Below are 14,880 nucleotides of genomic sequence, written 5' to 3' on the forward strand. Positions count from 1 at the left end.
GTTTCGAAACTACTCCGGCTGCAATCTTCTGGCGCCAACGCTGCAGCACGCGTTCTCCCCGCCTGCGGGGAGAAGATGCCGGCAGGCAGATGAGGGACAAGCCCCCGAAAACGCGTCTTACCGCGCCGTCGTCATAAAGATCTTCACCGCAAACACCGAGAAGACCCCGGCGAAGCTGAAGTCGAGCGCCCGCATGACACCCTTGTTTCGTTGAAGCCAGGAGGCCAGCCAGTCGGCGGCGAAGACGACCAGCATGTTGACCGGCATGCCGATGGTGATGAAGAACAGCCCGAGGAACAGGAGCTTGCCAGTGACCGACGGATCGTCGGCGCTGACGAATTGCGGCAGGAAGGTCATGAAGAAGATGATGACCTTGGGGTTCAAGAGGTTCACCCAGAAGCCGGCGGAGATGTTGGCAAACGCCGTACCCTCCGTCACCTCAACCTTCTGCACCGAAATGCTGGAACCGAAGCGGATCGCCTGGATGGCAAGCCACAGCAGATAGGCGGCGCCACCGGTCTTGAGGATGGTAAAGGCGGTAGGCGAGGCGGTGATCAGCGCCGAAATGCCGAAGGCGACCAGAAGCGTATGAACGACGATGCCGAAGCTGGTACCAAGCACGACGAAGAGCGCTGCCTTCTTGCCCTGGGCCAGCGCGCGGCTGATCGATAGCGTCATGTCCGGGCCGGGCGTCGCCGCCAGAAGCAGCGTCGCAGCCGCGAAGGTGGCAAGGATCGGCAGGCTGGGAATGAAGTCCATCGTCGGTCTCCTCGGCGCAGGATCGCTCCCTCTAACGCCGCACTTCTGCTTTTGCCAGCGGATTCGCTCCGTCAGGCGTTCTAGAGCTTGTATCGCCGCAGGTTCTGGCTAAAGTGCCGCAGATTTGCACGCGGCATCGCCGCCCTCCCCAAGACCAGACGGACGGAAACCATGGCATCGCATAAAGACGTGAAAAAGGTCGTTCTCGCCTACTCGGGCGGTCTCGACACCTCGATCATCCTGAAGTGGCTGCAGACCGAACTCGGTGCGGAAGTCGTCACCTTCACGGCCGACCTCGGCCAGGGCGAAGAGCTCGAGCCGGCGCGCAAGAAGGCCGAGATGCTCGGCATCAAGGAGATCTACATCGAGGATGTCCGCGAGGAATTCGTCAAGGATTTCGTCTTCCCGATGTTCCGCGCCAACGCCGTCTATGAAGGCGTCTACCTGCTCGGCACTTCGATCGCCCGGCCGCTGATCTCCAAGCATCTGATCGACATCGCCAAGAAGACCGGCGCCGACGCGATCGCCCACGGCGCCACCGGCAAGGGCAACGACCAGGTTCGTTTCGAACTCTCGGCCTACGCGCTGAACCCCGACATCAAGATCATCGCGCCCTGGCGCGACTGGTCGTTCAAGAGCCGCACCGACCTGCTCGAATTCGCCGAGAAGCACCAGATCCCGGTTGCCAAGGACAAGAAGGGCGAAGCGCCGTTCTCCGTCGACGCCAACCTGCTGCACTCCTCATCGGAGGGCAAGGTTCTCGAAGATCCGGCCCAGGAAGCTCCGGAATACGTGCACATGCGCACGATTTCGCCGGAAGCCGCGCCCGACAAGGCAACCGTCATCAAGATCGGCTTCGAGCGCGGTGACGCCGTCTCGATCAACGGCGTGCGCCTGTCGCCGGCAACCCTGCTTGCCAAGCTCAACGACTATGGCCGCGACAACGGCATCGGCCGCCTCGACCTCGTTGAGAACCGCTTCGTCGGCATGAAGTCGCGCGGCGTCTACGAGACCCCCGGCGGCACGATCCTGCTTTCTGCTCACCGCGCGATTGAATCGATCACGCTCGACCGCGGTGCTGCACACCTCAAGGACGAGCTGATGCCGCGTTATGCCGAGCTGATCTATTACGGCTTCTGGTTCTCGCCGGAGCGAGAAATGCTGCAGGCGGCAATCGACAAGAGCCAGGAGCATGTCGAAGGCGAAGTGACGCTGAAGCTCTACAAGGGCAATGTCATGGTCACCGGCCGTGAAAGCCCGAAGTCGCTCTATTCCGACAAGCTCGTCACCTTCGAGGACGACCAGGGCGCCTACGACCAGAAGGATGCAGCCGGCTTCATCAAGCTCAACGCGTTGCGTCTGCGCACGCTCGCCGCGCGCAACCGCTAAGATCCGTCTGCTGAAAATAAAAAAGCCTCCGCGACCCGTTCGCGGAGGCTTTTTTGTACCGGCTACTCCGCCGCTTCCGGCAGCGGATCCTCGCGGTCAACGGCCACCGCCAGCGGCTTCAACCGCACGGTCCGGCGATACCAGACATAGCTGAGGATGCAGACGAGACCGAAGCTCGGGATGATCGTGCCAAGCGCCAGCACCGGAACTCCAACGGCAGCGGCAATCGCCCCGCCGAGCAGCCCTGAGCCCATCTGGACGAAGCCCATCATCGCCGAAGCGGTGCCGGCGATATCCGGGAAAGGTGCCATCGCCGCCGTCATCATATAGGGCATGACGAAGGCGATGCCGAAAGCATAGATGCCGATCGGCAGCATGACCGAGAGGAAGCTCGGCGAGAGCGCGTGCATGCTATAGGCAAGGACGAGGCTGGCTAGACCGATGAAGACGAGGCCTGCCGGCACCAGCGCCTGTGGTGTGAAGCGGCGCATCAAGAGCCGCACCACCACAGTTCCGGAAAAGAACAGACCCGACTGCATCAGCATGCCGACGCCGAATTCCGTCGGCGTCAGGCCGACTTCGTTGATCAGCACGAAGGGCAGCATCGTCGCCCAGGCATAGAGCGCGCCGACCGCACCGCCGATGACCAGCGTCGAGGAGATGAAGCGGCTGTCGCTGACCAGGCGTCGATAGGCAGTAAGGATCGGCCTCAGATGGCCCTTGGCCCGATCGGGCGTCGACGTCTCCGCCATGAAGAACTGCACGGTGAAACAGGCCATGGCGGCAAAACCAACCATCAGGAAAAAGATCGATTGCCAGCCGAAAAGGCCGAGCGCCAGACCGCCAAGCGTCGGCGACACCGCGGGTCCAAGCGCCAGCATCATGCCGATCATGTTCATGATCCGCGCCGCCTCCGTCCCGGTGAACTGGTCCCGCACGATCGCCCGCGCTACCGTCATGCCGACGGAAGCACCGATGCCCTGTACGAGCCGCCCGGCCAAAAGCACCGCAACCGACGGCGCAAAAGCCGCCATCAGGCTGCCGACGAGATAGATCGCCATGAAGATCAGCGTCGCGCGCCGTCGCCCGATGACGTCGGAGAGCGTGCCGGAGACGAGCTGGGCAAAGGCGAAACCGGCGAAATAGAGCGACAGCGTCATCTTAATCGCCGCCTCGCTCGAGGAGAAGGCACGCACCAGCTCCGGCATGGCTGGCGTATAGAGCGCCATGGAAACAGGCCCGAGCGCCACCAGGAACGCCCCGATGATGCTGGTGCGCCGCTCGCTCATGCGACGCGTCATTGCGCGGCTCCGGACTTACCCTCGGGCTTCTCGCCGGTTTCCTTGCCGGCAAGGCACGGATCAAGCTCACGCAGGTTGTCGCGCAGGATGCGCAAGTTGGCGCAGAGAACTTCGCGCGTCGCCTCGTCGAGCCCTGCGGTATAGGCGTTCATCATCTCCCTGAGCCCCGTCATCAGCTCGGTGAGCAGCGGACCGGCCTTCTCGGTGATCACGACGTTCTTGGCGCGGCGGTCCGCAGGATCCGGCACGCGGGCAACAAGGCCCATCGCCTCCAGCCGGTCGAGATAGGCCGAAAGCGTCATCGGCTCGATCCCCATGCGGGTCGCGATCTCAGCCTGCTTGATGCCTTCTGTCAGCGCCACCTGGATCAGCGTGCGCGCCTCGCCGGGCGTGATGCCCAGATCCATGGCATTGACCTTGCGGTCGAAAGCCCCGCGCAAAAGGCGCGAGACGTCCGTGAGCAGCATTCCGATGGTTTCGGATTCGAGTTTGAAAGGCATAAGGTCGTTCACAAATGATATAATAAGTTTTGCTTACCATATCTCCCGCCGCCGTTCAACGCGTCACTGGTTGCAGCTAGCCTTCCAGCTCCTCGCGCAGCATCTCGAGCTCCAGCCACTCTTCCTCCATGCGAGCGAGATCCGCACGCAGCTTCTCCAGTTCCTGCGCCAGCTTCGCAAAGGCGTTTGGATCTTTTGTGAAGAGGTTGGGATCGGCCATCTTTTCTTCGCGCTTGGCCGCCTCGGCCTCCGCCTTGGCGATCTCCTTCGGCAGGTTTTCGAGCGCGAACTTCTGCTTGTAGGAGAGCTTGCCCTTGGCCGCCTTCGGTGCATCGGCAGCGGGTCCGGCCGTTTCGCTCGCCTTGGCCTTTTCAGCCTTCTCCGCCTTGCGCTTCTCTTCGATTGCGCCCTTGCGCTGCGCCATCATGTCGGAATAGCCGCCGGCATATTCGATCCAACGGCCGTCCGGCTCCTCGGGGTTTGCCGGCGCGATCGTCGAGGTGACGGTACGGTCGAGGAAGTCACGGTCGTGGCTGACGAGGATAACCGTACCGGCAAAGCCGGCGACGATTTCCTGCAACAGGTCGAGCGTTTCGATGTCGAGGTCGTTGGTCGGCTCGTCGAGGATCAAGAGGTTGGTCGCCCGCGACAGGATGCGCGCCAGCATCAGCCGAGCACGCTCGCCACCCGAGAGCTCGCGGATCGGGGTTCGCGCCTGCTCCGGCTGGAACAGGAAATCCTTCATGTAACCGGTGACGTGACGCTGCTCGCCGTTGACGAGCAGGTTGTCGCCGCGTCCGTCTGTCAGGTAATGCGCCAGAGTGTCGTCGAGATTGAGGTCTTCGCGCTTCTGGTCGAGCGTCGCCATTTCGAGATTGGTGCCGAGCTTCACTGTTCCCGCGTCCGGCTCGATCTGACCGGTCAGCATCTTCAGAAGCGTCGTCTTGCCGGCGCCGTTCGGGCCGACGAGACCAATGCGGTCGCCCCGGTGCACGCGGATCGAGAAGGGCGCAACGATGGTGCGGTCGCCATAGGCCTTGCTGATCTTCTCCGCCTCGATCACCAGCTTGCCGGATTCCTTGGCGTCGGCGGCAGTCGCTTGAACGGTGCCCTGCGGCCCCTTGTGGCCGCGATAGGTCGCCCGCATGGTCTGCAGCTCGCCGAGCCGGCGCATGTTGCGCTTGCGCCGCGCGGTCACGCCGTAACGCAGCCAGTGCTCCTCGCGCTCGATCGCCTTGCCGAGCTTGTGCTGTTCCAGTTCCTCGGCCTCGAGTACCTCGTCGCGCCACGCTTCGAAATGCGCAAAACCGCGATCGAGCCGGCGCGACTGGCCACGATCGAGCCAGACGGTCGCGGTCGACACCTTCTCCAGAAAACGCCGGTCGTGCGAAATCAGCACAAGCGCCGAGCGGCTGCGGGTCAACTCGTCTTCCAGCCATTCGATCGTCGGCAGGTCGAGATGGTTGGTCGGCTCGTCAAGCAGGAGGATATCCGGCTCAGGCGCCATGACGCGCGCCAATGCCGCGCGGCGCGCCTCGCCGCCGGAGAGCCGCTTCGGGTCCTCTTCGCCGGTGAGACCGAGATGCTGCAGCAGATAGGCGACACGATAGGGATCATCGCTCGGACCAAGACCCGCCTCGGCATAGGCCTGCACCGTGTCGTAGCCGTCGAAATCCGGTGCCTGGTGCAGATAGCGGATGGTCGCGGAGGGGTGGCGGAACACCTCGCCCGACTGCGCCTCTGCAAGTCCCGCGGCGATCTTCATCAGCGTCGACTTGCCCGAGCCGTTGCGGCCGACCAGGCAGATGCGGTCGCCCGGCTCAACTTGCAGGTTGGCGCCGGCCAGAAGCGGTGCGCCACCAAAGGTGAGGAAGATATCGTCGAGTTTCAGAATGGGAGGCGCCAAGGCTCAGGCTCCGGAAAGATCATAGGGGCGGGCGAGCACGATGGCGCGGCCGCTCTTGAGAGTGAAGCGGAGGGGACCCTCCGCGACGTTGGAAACGGTTCGGGACGAGCCGAACGGCAAAGTGAAATCGTCGAGCGGGTAACGCGCATTGACGATCGAAAGACCGTCAAGCTCCGTCAATCCCAGCACGGAGAACAGGCAACCCTTCGGCAAGTCGAGCTCGAGCGCACCGGCAAGCAGCGGATAGGCCTCCTCCTCACCCGAGGTCATCAGGACCGAGAGACCACGTTCGGCAAGCGCAACGGCTTGCAACAGGTGCAGGAAGGCATGGTCGCTGCGCGTTCCGCCGAGCGCGCCGGCAAAGATCAGGTTGTCGGCACCACGCGAGAGCGCCGCCTCGACCGCGATCTCGCCATCGGTCGCCGCCTTGGCCGCCGGATAGGGTTCGCGTGGAACCGAGGCAAACTCGGAAAGCAGGGCGTCTTCGGTCGAGTCGAAATCGCCGACCCAGACATCGGGCGTCACGCCAAGCAAACGCGCGTGCCGCATGCCGCCATCCGCCGCGACGAAGCGGCTTCCGCTGAGCTGGCGTGTCAGCCGGTCGGTCGCCGAAAGGGCGCCGCCAAGCAGAATGGTGAAGGTCGATCGAGCCATGGCAAAGCCCATAGCGCAAAGGACCGCGGAAGGAAAACGAAGAAAACCGTTGGACGGCCGGATCTAAAGAATTTGCGAAAGCCGTCAGTGGCCTTCCGGCACCGGATCGGGAAACAGCATGCCGGCATAGATACCCGGTGTCGAATCCGGAATCTCGATTGCACCGGCCACCCGCTCGTAGAACTTCGCCGGCCCGACCCCGCCGATCACCGCGTAGCCATAGCCGGTCTCGCGCATCGCCGTCAGGCTTTCGATCAGCAGCGCCTCACCGATGCCCTGCCCGCGCATGTTTTCGTCGACGCCCGTTGGCCCGAAGAAGCCGAGTGCGGTTACGTCATGGCAGGCAAAGCCGACGATCTTTTCGTCGTGCACGGCGATGTGGATGCGCGTCGGAGTCGAGGAAAAGGCCGCCTCCGCCTCCCCTGCCCAGCCGGCTCCAAAAGTCTTCTCGATCCAGGAGACAACGAGGCGGCGCTCCGGCGCCATGGCGCGGCGAATGCTGATACCCGCACCGAGCCGTGATTGGGACTGCGCAGGCAGGGCATAAAGTCGAACGAGCATATCTGGCATGGCGTTTCCTCCTCGTTGCAGTTGTGTAGCGCAGTCGGCGGCTTACGCAAACACAAGCCACTGCACTGATCAAAGCGCCGCTCGCGACTAGCCCCAAACATCGCTTGCCACCGAACCAACCTAGCGGTAAATCTCTTGCCGCTCTAACGGGGTGCCTCCCGACCGCGAAGCGGCCGGAGGCTGAGAGGCGTGAAACGCCAACCCGCGGAACCTGATCCGGCTCATACCGGCGGAGGGATTAGACGCGATCGGATCGATACGCCCTTTTCCCATGCAACAACGAACTTTGGGAGAGAGGTGCTCGCCATGTCCAATTCATCGCAACTCAAATTGTTTAGCCGGCTAGCTCTGGCCGCGGCTGCAAGCCTAGTTTTCGTCGGCGCCGCGGCCGCTGCCGACAAGACGTTGACGGTCTACACCTATGAGAGCTTCATCACCGAATGGGGCCCGGGCGCCAAGGTCGCGGAAGCCTTCGAGAAAACCTGCGAATGCAAGGTCAACTATGTCGGCGTTGCCGACGGCGTCGAGCTGCTCACCCGTCTGAAGCTCGAAGGCGAAGCCTCGAAGGCCGACATCGTGCTCGGTCTCGACACCAATCTTGTTGCCGAAGCCAAGGCGACCGGCTTCTTCGCGCCGCACGGCGTCGACGCCAAGGATCTGAAGGTTCCGGGCGGCTTCTCCGACGATACCTTCCTGCCCTATGACTACGGCCACTTCGCTATCGTCTACGATACCGAAACGCTGAAGACGCCGCCGAAGAGCCTCAAGGAGCTGGTCGAAGGCGACGCGTCGCAGAAGATCGTCATCGAGGATCCGCGCACCTCGACGCCGGGGCTCGGCCTGCTGCTCTGGGTCAAGGCCGTCTATGGCGACGAGGCAGGCGCTGCGTGGGCCAAGCTCAAGGACCGCGTTCTGACCGTCACCCCCGGCTGGTCGGAAGCCTACGGCCTCTTCACGAAGGGTGAGGCGCCGATGGTGCTCTCCTACACCACCTCGCCGGCCTACCACATGGTCGCGGAGAACACCGAGCGCTACCAGGCTGCGGCCTTCTCCGAGGGGCACTACATCCAGATCGAGGTCGCCGGCATGACCAAGAATGCCAAGGAGCCAGAACTGGCAAAACAGTTTCTGAGCTTCATGACCGGACCGGAATTCCAGTCGATCATCCCGACGACCAACTGGATGATGCCGGTCGGCGCCACCAGCGAACCGCTGCCGGACGCCTTCAACAAGCTGGTCAATCCGGAAAAGACCTTCCTGCTGCCGTCGGAAGAGGTCGCGAAGAACCGCAAGGTCTGGATCGACGAGTGGCTTGCCGCGATGAGCAAGAACTGAGGCCGGATTGTTCGCACTTCGCGAAAACCGCATGACTGTTGTCGCCGGGGCATTTTGCCTCGGCGCCTTCCTGCTCTTCGTCGGCCTGGCTGTCGCAGCCTTGCTCGCCCAGACCGGCGGCACGGACGAAAGTACTCTGTTCGACGCCTATATCTGGCGCGTCACCCGCTTCACGCTGTTGCAGGCAAGCCTTTCCACGCTGCTGTCCGTACTGTTCGCGATCCCTGTGGCGCGGGCGCTCGCGCGGCGGCCGCAGTTTTTCGGCCGGATCTGGCTGTTGCGGCTGATGGCGCTGCCGCTCGGCCTGCCCGTTCTCGTCGGCGCACTCGGGCTGATCGAGATCTGGGGGCGCCAGGGTTTCCTCAACTCCGGCCTGCGTTGGCTCGGCCTCGAGCAGCCGATCAGCATCTATGGCCTGTTCGGCATCCTCATCGCCCATGTCTTCTTCAATATGCCGCTTGCGGCGCGCCTGTTTCTGGCCGGGCTTGAGCGTATTCCCGCCGAATACTGGCGTAGCGCTGCCAATCTCGGCATGCCGTCCCGCTCGCTCTTCCGCTTCATCGAATGGCCTGTCCTGCGCGGCCTGCTGCCGGGTGCGGCCGGCCTCGTCTTCATGCTCTGCGCCACCAGCTTCACGCTGGTGCTGACGCTTGGCGGTGGGCCTGCGGCCAGCACCATCGAGGTCGCGATCTATCAGGCGCTGCGCTTCGATTTCGATCCGCCGCGCGCCATCGCGCTGTCCGGCCTGCAGATCGCCATGACCGGCGTCCTGTTTCTCATTCTCAGACGTCTGGCAACGGAGCCGGAAGAGGGCATGACCGGCGGGCGAACCGTTCGACGCTTCGATGGCGCAAGGACACTGGCGCGCCTCAACGACACCGCCTGGATCATCCTGGCACTGCTCTTCCTCCTCGCCCCGCTGGTTGCGGTGGTCATCTCCGGCATGCAGGCCGATCTTCTGAAGCTTGCGCGCGATCCGAACGTCCACAGGGCACTGATGACGAGTGCGGCGATCGCGCTTGCCTCTGCACTTGCCTCCGTCGCCATGGCAGCCGTCATGATCCGCGCCGCAGCGACAATCACCGCGGCCCGCCATGCGGGCGCGCTCGCCCACGGTTTTGCCGGTGCGATCGGCGCCAGCACCTCGCTCATCCTGCTGGTGCCGCCCGTCGTGCTTGGCGCCGGCTGGTTTCTGCTTCTGCGCCCCTTCGGTGATGTCGCGCGCTTTGCGCCTGTGATCGTCGTGGCGATCAATGCCCTGATGGCACTGCCCTTCGTCCACCGTATCCTTGCCCCGGCGATGGCAACGCACGCGGCACGTTCCGAACGGTTGACGGCGAGCCTCGGCATCCGCGGCTTTCATCGCCTGCGATGGATCGACCTTCCCGCGCTTCGAAGGCCGCTGCTGATGGCATTTTCCTTCGCCATGGCGCTGTCTCTCGGCGACCTTGGCGCCGTCGCCCTGTTCGGCTCGCAGGACATGGTAACGCTTCCCTGGCTGCTCTACAGCCGCATGGGTAGCTATCGCACTGCCGATGCGGCCGGCCTTGCCCTCTTCCTCGGGCTTCTCTGCCTGATCTTCACCATCCTCGGCACGGCGGAAGACGACCGCCGACGGGAAGGACGCAAAGCATGACCAGGTCCACCGCTGCCATAGAATTGCGCAATGTCGAGGTTCGTTTCGAAACGACCACGCTACACTTCGATTGCACAATTGCTGCCGGCGGCATCGTCGCCGTCGCCGGCGCCTCCGGTTCCGGCAAGTCGACGCTCTTTCACCTCATCGCAGGCTTTGAAGACCCTGACCATGGCGAGATCCGCATCCTCGACGAGAACGCTGACAACCGGGCACCCTCGGAACGCCCGGTCTCGATGATTTTCCAGGACAACAATCTCTTCGCCCATCTCGATGTCGCCACCAATGTCGGCCTCGGCATCAACCCGACACTTCGCCTGACGGACGAAGACCGCAACAGGATCGAAGAAGCGCTTCGCCGCGTAGGGCTCGAAGGCTTCGAACGACGACTGCCGCCCACGCTTTCCGGCGGCGAGCGTCAGCGGGTCGCCCTTGCCCGTGCGCTTGTGAGGCATCGCCCCCTGCTCTTGCTGGATGAACCTTTTGCCGCCCTCGATCCCGGCATGCGCGCCGGCATGCGCGCGCTTCTTGGCGAGTTGCACGCGGAAGAAGGCAACACCATTCTGATGATCACGCACCATCCCGAAGACGTGAAAGCGCTGGCCGATAGCGTGCTTTTTCTCGACCAGGGGCGTATCATTGCACACGATACACTCGACCGCTTTCTGGAGCGGCGCGACAATGCGGCAATCGACCGCTTCCTTGGCAACGCGTGAAGGTGGGGCCGGATTCTCTGCTCCCCCAACCGATTGCCACAATTTGACCGCGGCGCCATGCGACGCGCGAAATATCCGGTCGGCATCGCGAATATTCGCGCATCCGTTGCCGTGATACCACGGGGCAACTATTTCTACCGAGACAAACTAGGCAGGTGGCGCTGAAATCAGATACAGCAAGACCAGGGCTGAACAGTCGCGGCGGAGCAACGCTGCCGGACTGAAAAAGTAGGACTTTCAACGCTATCGTTCCATCGCCCCGCTGCATGCGGGCGGAGCGACAGACGGGAAACGGGCTGAGGCATGGAGAGGCATACAGTCACACACGACCGGTTCCCGCCGAAGCGCGGACGGCTGCGTGCACGCGTTGTGGTTGCGCTGCTCGCGACCACGCTTCTCTCCGCATGCCAGTCGGTGATCGAACAATCCTACGAGCCGACCGTTTCGCCTTCGTCCAATCCGCAGATTGTCGACGAGGTCCAGAAGAACGATCCGCGCGCCAAAATGGGCGCGCGCGAACATCCGCGCATCGTCGCAAGCTACGGCGGCGAATACAAGGACGCGAAGACCGAACGGCTGGTCGCCCGCATCGCCGGCGCGCTGACCGCCGTCTCGGAAAACCCGCAGCAGTCCTACCGCATCACCATCCTGAATTCGCCGGCGATCAACGCCTTTGCTCTGCCGGGTGGCTATCTCTACGTCACCCGCGGCCTGCTCGCTCTTGCCAATGATGCATCGGAAGTCGCCGCCGTGCTGTCGCACGAAATGGCGCACGTCACCGCCAACCACGGCATCGAACGGCAACAACGCGAAGAAGCGGAGGTCATCGCCAGCCGCGTGGTCTCCGAAGTGCTGTCGTCCGATCTCGCCGGCAAGCAGGCGCTCGCTCGCGGCAAGCTCAGGCTCGCGGCCTTCTCGCGCAACCAGGAACTCCAGGCCGATGTGATCGGCGTACGCATGCTCGGCGAAGCCGGCTACGATCCTTACGCCGCCGCACGCTTCCTGGACTCGATGGCAGCCTATAGCCGCTTCACAGCGGTCGATCCGGAATCCGACCAGAGCCTCGACTTCCTGTCGAGCCACCCGAACGCACCGCAGCGCGTCGATCTCGCGCGCCGGCATGCCCGTGCCTTCGGACCGGAAGGCACCAGTGGCGATCGCGGCCGCGACTACTACCTTGCCGGCATCGACGGCCTGCTCTACGGCGACAGTCCGCAAGAGGGCTATGTCCGCGGCCAGACCTTCCTGCACGGCCAGCTCGGCATCCGTTTCGACGTCCCGACCGGCTTCCAGATCGACAACAAGGCGGAAGCAGTTCTGGCAACCGGCGCCGGTGATATCGCCGTGCGCTTCGACGGCGTCGCCGACACGGGCGGGCGCAGCCTGACCGACTATATCGCCAGCGGCTGGGTCACCGGCCTGCAGCCCGACACGATCAAGCCGATCAGCGTCAACGGTCTGGAAGCCGCGACCGCGCGCGCCTCGGCCGATCGCTGGGACTTCGATGTGACGGTCATCCGGATCGACACCCGCATCTACCGCTTCCTGACCGCCGTTCCCAAGGGTTCGAACGCGCTTGAGCCGACCGCGAACCAGCTGCGCAGCTCGTTCCGCCGCATGACGCAGGGTGAAGCCCAGTCGCTGAAGCCCCTGCGCATCCGCGTGGTGACGGTAAGGCCCGGCGAGACGATCGCCACGCTTTCCGCCCGGATGATGGGGACGGACCGCAAGCTCGACCTGTTCCGGGTGATCAATGCTATGCAGGTCACCTCGACAGTGAAGCCGGGCGACAAGGTCAAGATCGTTTCTGAGTAGGCAAGTGGTCATCCGACTGGGTGAGGCAGCTCACCGCGAGCCGTCGAGCGTACGCAGAGGTAGGCGTGCGCATATGCGTCACGCGCCGATTCTCGGGCCCGCACTTTCGCGCACAAGCCAGCGGGCGGCGCCTGTGAAGCCCGCTGAAGCACATCGCGCCGAAGCCTGCGACGCCGACACGCTGAACAATCGAAACTTGAAGCGCAACAAGTCTCTGAAAGATCGCGATGCGGTTTAGTGAATGCCCGCGGTCAGAGCCGGCGCCTTCGTCGCGAGCGCCACTCTCAGCTTCTCGAGTGCCCGGGTTTCGATCTGCCGCACCCGCTCCTTGGAAATGCCGAGATCGAGGCCGAGCTCTTCCAATGTCGCACCGTCCTCGGACAGTCGTCGTGCACGGATGATCCGCATCTCCCTTTCGGTCAAGGCGCCCAGCGCATCGCGAAGCCACACACGCGCGCGCTCGCCATCGATCATGTCGCTGACCTGTTCATCCGGCAGCGGCGCATCGCTCGCCAGGAAATCCAGCCGCTCGCCACCATCGGAATCGGCGCCACCGACGGGCGCCTGCAAGGAGGTGTCGCTGCCGGAAAGCCGCGCATCCATGGTCTGCACGTCGGCGATGCTGACGCCGAGCGCCGCGGCGATCTCCTCATGCATAGCCTGCGATGTAAGCTGCCTGTCGCCTTGGGCAAGGCGCGCACGCAGGCGCCGCAGGTTGAAGAACAGCGCCTTCTGGGCCGAACTCGTGCCGCCCCGTACGATCGACCAATTGCGCAGGACATAGTCCTGCATCGATGCCCGGATCCACCAGGTCGCATAGGTCGAGAATCGGACCTCACGGCTCGGCTCGAAGCGGGCGGCCGCTTCCAGGAGACCGATATGGCCCTCCTGCACCAGATCGCCCATTGGCAGTCCGAAGTTGCGGAACTTCGCTGCCATCGAGATCACGAGCCGCATGTGTGACATGGCGATCTTGTTGCGGGCTTCCTGATCATGGTCGTTCCGCCAGGCCTGTGCCAGCGCGTGTTCCTCGTCGCGCTCGAGATAAGGCGCCTCCATTGCGATCTTGATCATCCGCCGGTCTGCAGTGAGAGTCTTCATCGATCACTCCGTGACTGGCGCCCGGGCGCCATTGCGTGTGAAGTCCAAAAGGCCGGACAGATGACGCGTCCGGCGGCAGGGGCGTCCAGATCACGACGATTTGGATCGGATAGACCCAGGTCGAAACGTGATCATTTCTAATAAGTTAGAGCTGGATGCGGGCGAAAACCCGAAAACACTTCTCCTCATCCCGCTCCGGAGCCGCGACGTTGGAACTTGAAGAAACGACGCGGCGCCCTAATTCTCGAAGTCACGAACCTGAAGAGTGATGGATCACAAAACCAAGATCGCCCGGCGCGAAAGCGGCGCATTCCTGCCGGCCAATATAAATGCGCGTCAGCGCGAAAGGTTCCATTCGGTCAAAGAAAAAGCCCGGCGCAATGGCCGGGCTTTTTGCAGGTACTGATGCGGGCGTAGTGCGCTTATGCGGCTTCGTCCTGGGCGTCGTCTTCTTCGATAGCCTTACCGCGCTTCGGACCCTTGCTGAGGTTGGCCTCGACGAGGCGCACGGCTTCGGTCTCCGACATTTTGTTCACGGCAGCGATTTCGCGCGCCATGCGGTCAAGGGCAGCTTCATAGAGCTGGCGTTCGGAATAGGACTGTTCCGGCTGGTTTTCGGCGCGATAGAGATCGCGGACGACTTCCGCGATGGAAATCAGGTCACCGGAGTTGATCTTGGCATCGTATTCCTGGGCGCGGCGCGACCACATGGTGCGCTTCACACGAGCCTTGCCCTGCACAACCTTCAACGCGCGATCGACAAAATCGGTTTCGGACAGCTTGCGCATGCCGATGCTGACGGCCTTGGCCACCGGCACTTTCAGACGCATCTTGTCCTTCTCGAAATCGATGACAAAAAGCTCAAGCTTCATGCCGGCGACTTCCTGCTCCTCGATCGCCACAATCTGGCCAACACCGTGGGCCGGATAGACGATCGATTCACCGGTCTTGAAGCCCTGGCGTGTCGGAGATTTTTTCTGCTGGGTCGTCATTCGTTTCAAAAACTCCCTGTTTCGCGCCGGCCATTCTGGCCGGGGCCGGGTCAGTGAGGCCCGGGATAGACGGGGATACCGCCGGGTGGGTACATCCTGGTCCGTCCACGGAACGCAAACAGCCTCATGAAATGCGGTCGCAACAGAGCAAAGCCATGTTGCGTAATAGGGAGATACCGCCTTTTGGAGATCGTTTGCTTTCGTGA

At 63.1% G+C, this 14,880-nt stretch carries 13 protein-coding genes and 1 riboswitch; of the genes, 5 read left to right on the forward strand and 8 right to left on the reverse strand.

From position 1 onward, the window contains the following. Positions 1-117: 117 nt before the first annotated feature. A complete protein-coding gene (locus tag PWG15_RS17915) occupies positions 118-759 on the reverse strand; it encodes a LysE family translocator (protein ID WP_275021864.1) in 642 nt (213 codons plus the stop codon). A gap of 171 nt (positions 760-930) precedes the next feature. Between PWG15_RS17915 and PWG15_RS17920 the strand changes: the two genes are divergently transcribed. Then, on the forward strand, positions 931-2,148 hold the full coding sequence (locus PWG15_RS17920; protein WP_275021865.1) for an argininosuccinate synthase: 1,218 nt from the start codon (positions 931-933) through the stop codon (positions 2,146-2,148). A 62-nt stretch (positions 2,149-2,210) separates the two neighbouring features. On the opposite strand, the gene PWG15_RS17925 is transcribed toward PWG15_RS17920, so the two are convergent. From PWG15_RS17925 to PWG15_RS17945, 5 genes are all read right to left on the reverse strand, one after another. Further along, positions 2,211-3,449, reverse strand: coding sequence for a multidrug effflux MFS transporter (locus PWG15_RS17925; protein ID WP_275021866.1), 1,239 nt, complete (start codon positions 3,447-3,449; stop codon positions 2,211-2,213). Further along, positions 3,446-3,949 carry a MarR family winged helix-turn-helix transcriptional regulator gene (locus PWG15_RS17930; RefSeq protein WP_275021868.1) on the reverse strand — a complete coding sequence of 168 codons (504 nt, stop codon included), beginning with the start codon at positions 3,947-3,949 and terminating at the stop codon, positions 3,446-3,448. The genes PWG15_RS17925 and PWG15_RS17930 overlap by 4 nt, the downstream gene beginning before the upstream one ends. A gap of 76 nt (positions 3,950-4,025) precedes the next feature. After that, a complete protein-coding gene (locus PWG15_RS17935) occupies positions 4,026-5,855 on the reverse strand; it encodes an ABC-F family ATP-binding cassette domain-containing protein (protein ID WP_275021869.1) in 1,830 nt (609 codons plus the stop codon). A 3-nt stretch (positions 5,856-5,858) separates the two neighbouring features. After that, positions 5,859-6,509 (reverse strand): thiamine diphosphokinase, encoded by a 651-nt coding sequence (locus PWG15_RS17940; RefSeq protein ID WP_275021870.1) that lies wholly within the window; start codon positions 6,507-6,509, stop codon positions 5,859-5,861. An 84-nt stretch (positions 6,510-6,593) separates the two neighbouring features. Next, a complete protein-coding gene (locus PWG15_RS17945; RefSeq protein WP_275021871.1) occupies positions 6,594-7,079 on the reverse strand; it encodes a GNAT family N-acetyltransferase in 486 nt (161 codons plus the stop codon). 137 nt (positions 7,080-7,216) lie between these two features. Beyond that, positions 7,217-7,334, forward strand: a riboswitch (TPP riboswitch). A 51-nt stretch (positions 7,335-7,385) separates the two neighbouring features. On the opposite strand from PWG15_RS17945, the gene thiB reads away from it, so the two are divergent. From thiB to PWG15_RS17965, 4 genes are all read left to right on the forward strand, one after another. After that, complete coding sequence (thiB, locus tag PWG15_RS17950) at positions 7,386-8,414, forward strand: thiamine ABC transporter substrate binding subunit (RefSeq protein ID WP_275021872.1); 1,029 nt, start codon at positions 7,386-7,388, stop codon at positions 8,412-8,414. 31 nt (positions 8,415-8,445) lie between these two features. Then, a complete protein-coding gene (gene thiP, locus PWG15_RS17955; protein WP_275021874.1) occupies positions 8,446-10,050 on the forward strand; it encodes a thiamine/thiamine pyrophosphate ABC transporter permease ThiP in 1,605 nt (534 codons plus the stop codon). Further along, positions 10,047-10,766 (forward strand): thiamine ABC transporter ATP-binding protein, encoded by a 720-nt coding sequence (gene thiQ / locus PWG15_RS17960; protein WP_275021875.1) that lies wholly within the window; start codon positions 10,047-10,049, stop codon positions 10,764-10,766. Before thiP ends, thiQ begins: the two co-directional genes overlap by 4 nt. Positions 10,767-11,069: 303 nt before the next feature. After that, positions 11,070-12,581 (forward strand): M48 family metalloprotease, encoded by a 1,512-nt coding sequence (locus tag PWG15_RS17965; RefSeq protein ID WP_275021876.1) that lies wholly within the window; start codon positions 11,070-11,072, stop codon positions 12,579-12,581. A gap of 234 nt (positions 12,582-12,815) precedes the next feature. Here PWG15_RS17965 and PWG15_RS17970 read toward each other — a convergent pair whose 3' ends face one another. Together PWG15_RS17970 and PWG15_RS17975 are read right to left on the reverse strand one after the other, a co-directional pair. Beyond that, a complete protein-coding gene (locus PWG15_RS17970; protein WP_057254889.1) occupies positions 12,816-13,682 on the reverse strand; it encodes an RNA polymerase factor sigma-32 in 867 nt (288 codons plus the stop codon). A 422-nt stretch (positions 13,683-14,104) separates the two neighbouring features. Next, a complete protein-coding gene (locus tag PWG15_RS17975; RefSeq protein ID WP_275021877.1) occupies positions 14,105-14,674 on the reverse strand; it encodes a CarD family transcriptional regulator in 570 nt (189 codons plus the stop codon). Between the last annotated feature and the right edge of the window lie 206 nt (positions 14,675-14,880).

Source organism: Ensifer adhaerens (assembly GCF_028993555.1).
Taxonomy (GTDB): domain Bacteria; phylum Pseudomonadota; class Alphaproteobacteria; order Rhizobiales; family Rhizobiaceae; genus Ensifer; species Ensifer adhaerens_I.

Excerpts from the sequence above, each read along its gene's own strand:
- PWG15_RS17915 (WP_275021864.1), bottom strand. The coding sequence starts at position 759 with ATGGACTTCATTCCCAGCCTGCCGATCCTTGCCACCTTCGCGGCTGCG.
- thiP (WP_275021874.1), top strand. The coding sequence starts at position 8,446 with ATGACTGTTGTCGCCGGGGCATTTTGCCTCGGCGCCTTCCTGCTCTTC.
- PWG15_RS17970 (WP_057254889.1), bottom strand. The coding sequence starts at position 13,682 with ATGAAGACTCTCACTGCAGACCGGCGGATGATCAAGATCGCAATGGAG.
- PWG15_RS17945 (WP_275021871.1), bottom strand. The coding sequence starts at position 7,079 with ATGCCAGATATGCTCGTTCGACTTTATGCCCTGCCTGCGCAGTCCCAA.
- PWG15_RS17975 (WP_275021877.1), bottom strand. The coding sequence starts at position 14,674 with ATGACGACCCAGCAGAAAAAATCTCCGACACGCCAGGGCTTCAAGACC.
- thiB (WP_275021872.1), top strand. The coding sequence starts at position 7,386 with ATGTCCAATTCATCGCAACTCAAATTGTTTAGCCGGCTAGCTCTGGCC.
- PWG15_RS17965 (WP_275021876.1), top strand. The coding sequence starts at position 11,070 with ATGGAGAGGCATACAGTCACACACGACCGGTTCCCGCCGAAGCGCGGA.
- PWG15_RS17940 (WP_275021870.1), bottom strand. The coding sequence starts at position 6,509 with ATGGCTCGATCGACCTTCACCATTCTGCTTGGCGGCGCCCTTTCGGCG.
- PWG15_RS17920 (WP_275021865.1), top strand. The coding sequence starts at position 931 with ATGGCATCGCATAAAGACGTGAAAAAGGTCGTTCTCGCCTACTCGGGC.
- thiQ (WP_275021875.1), top strand. The coding sequence starts at position 10,047 with ATGACCAGGTCCACCGCTGCCATAGAATTGCGCAATGTCGAGGTTCGT.
- PWG15_RS17930 (WP_275021868.1), bottom strand. The coding sequence starts at position 3,949 with ATGCCTTTCAAACTCGAATCCGAAACCATCGGAATGCTGCTCACGGAC.
- PWG15_RS17925 (WP_275021866.1), bottom strand. The coding sequence starts at position 3,449 with ATGACGCGTCGCATGAGCGAGCGGCGCACCAGCATCATCGGGGCGTTC.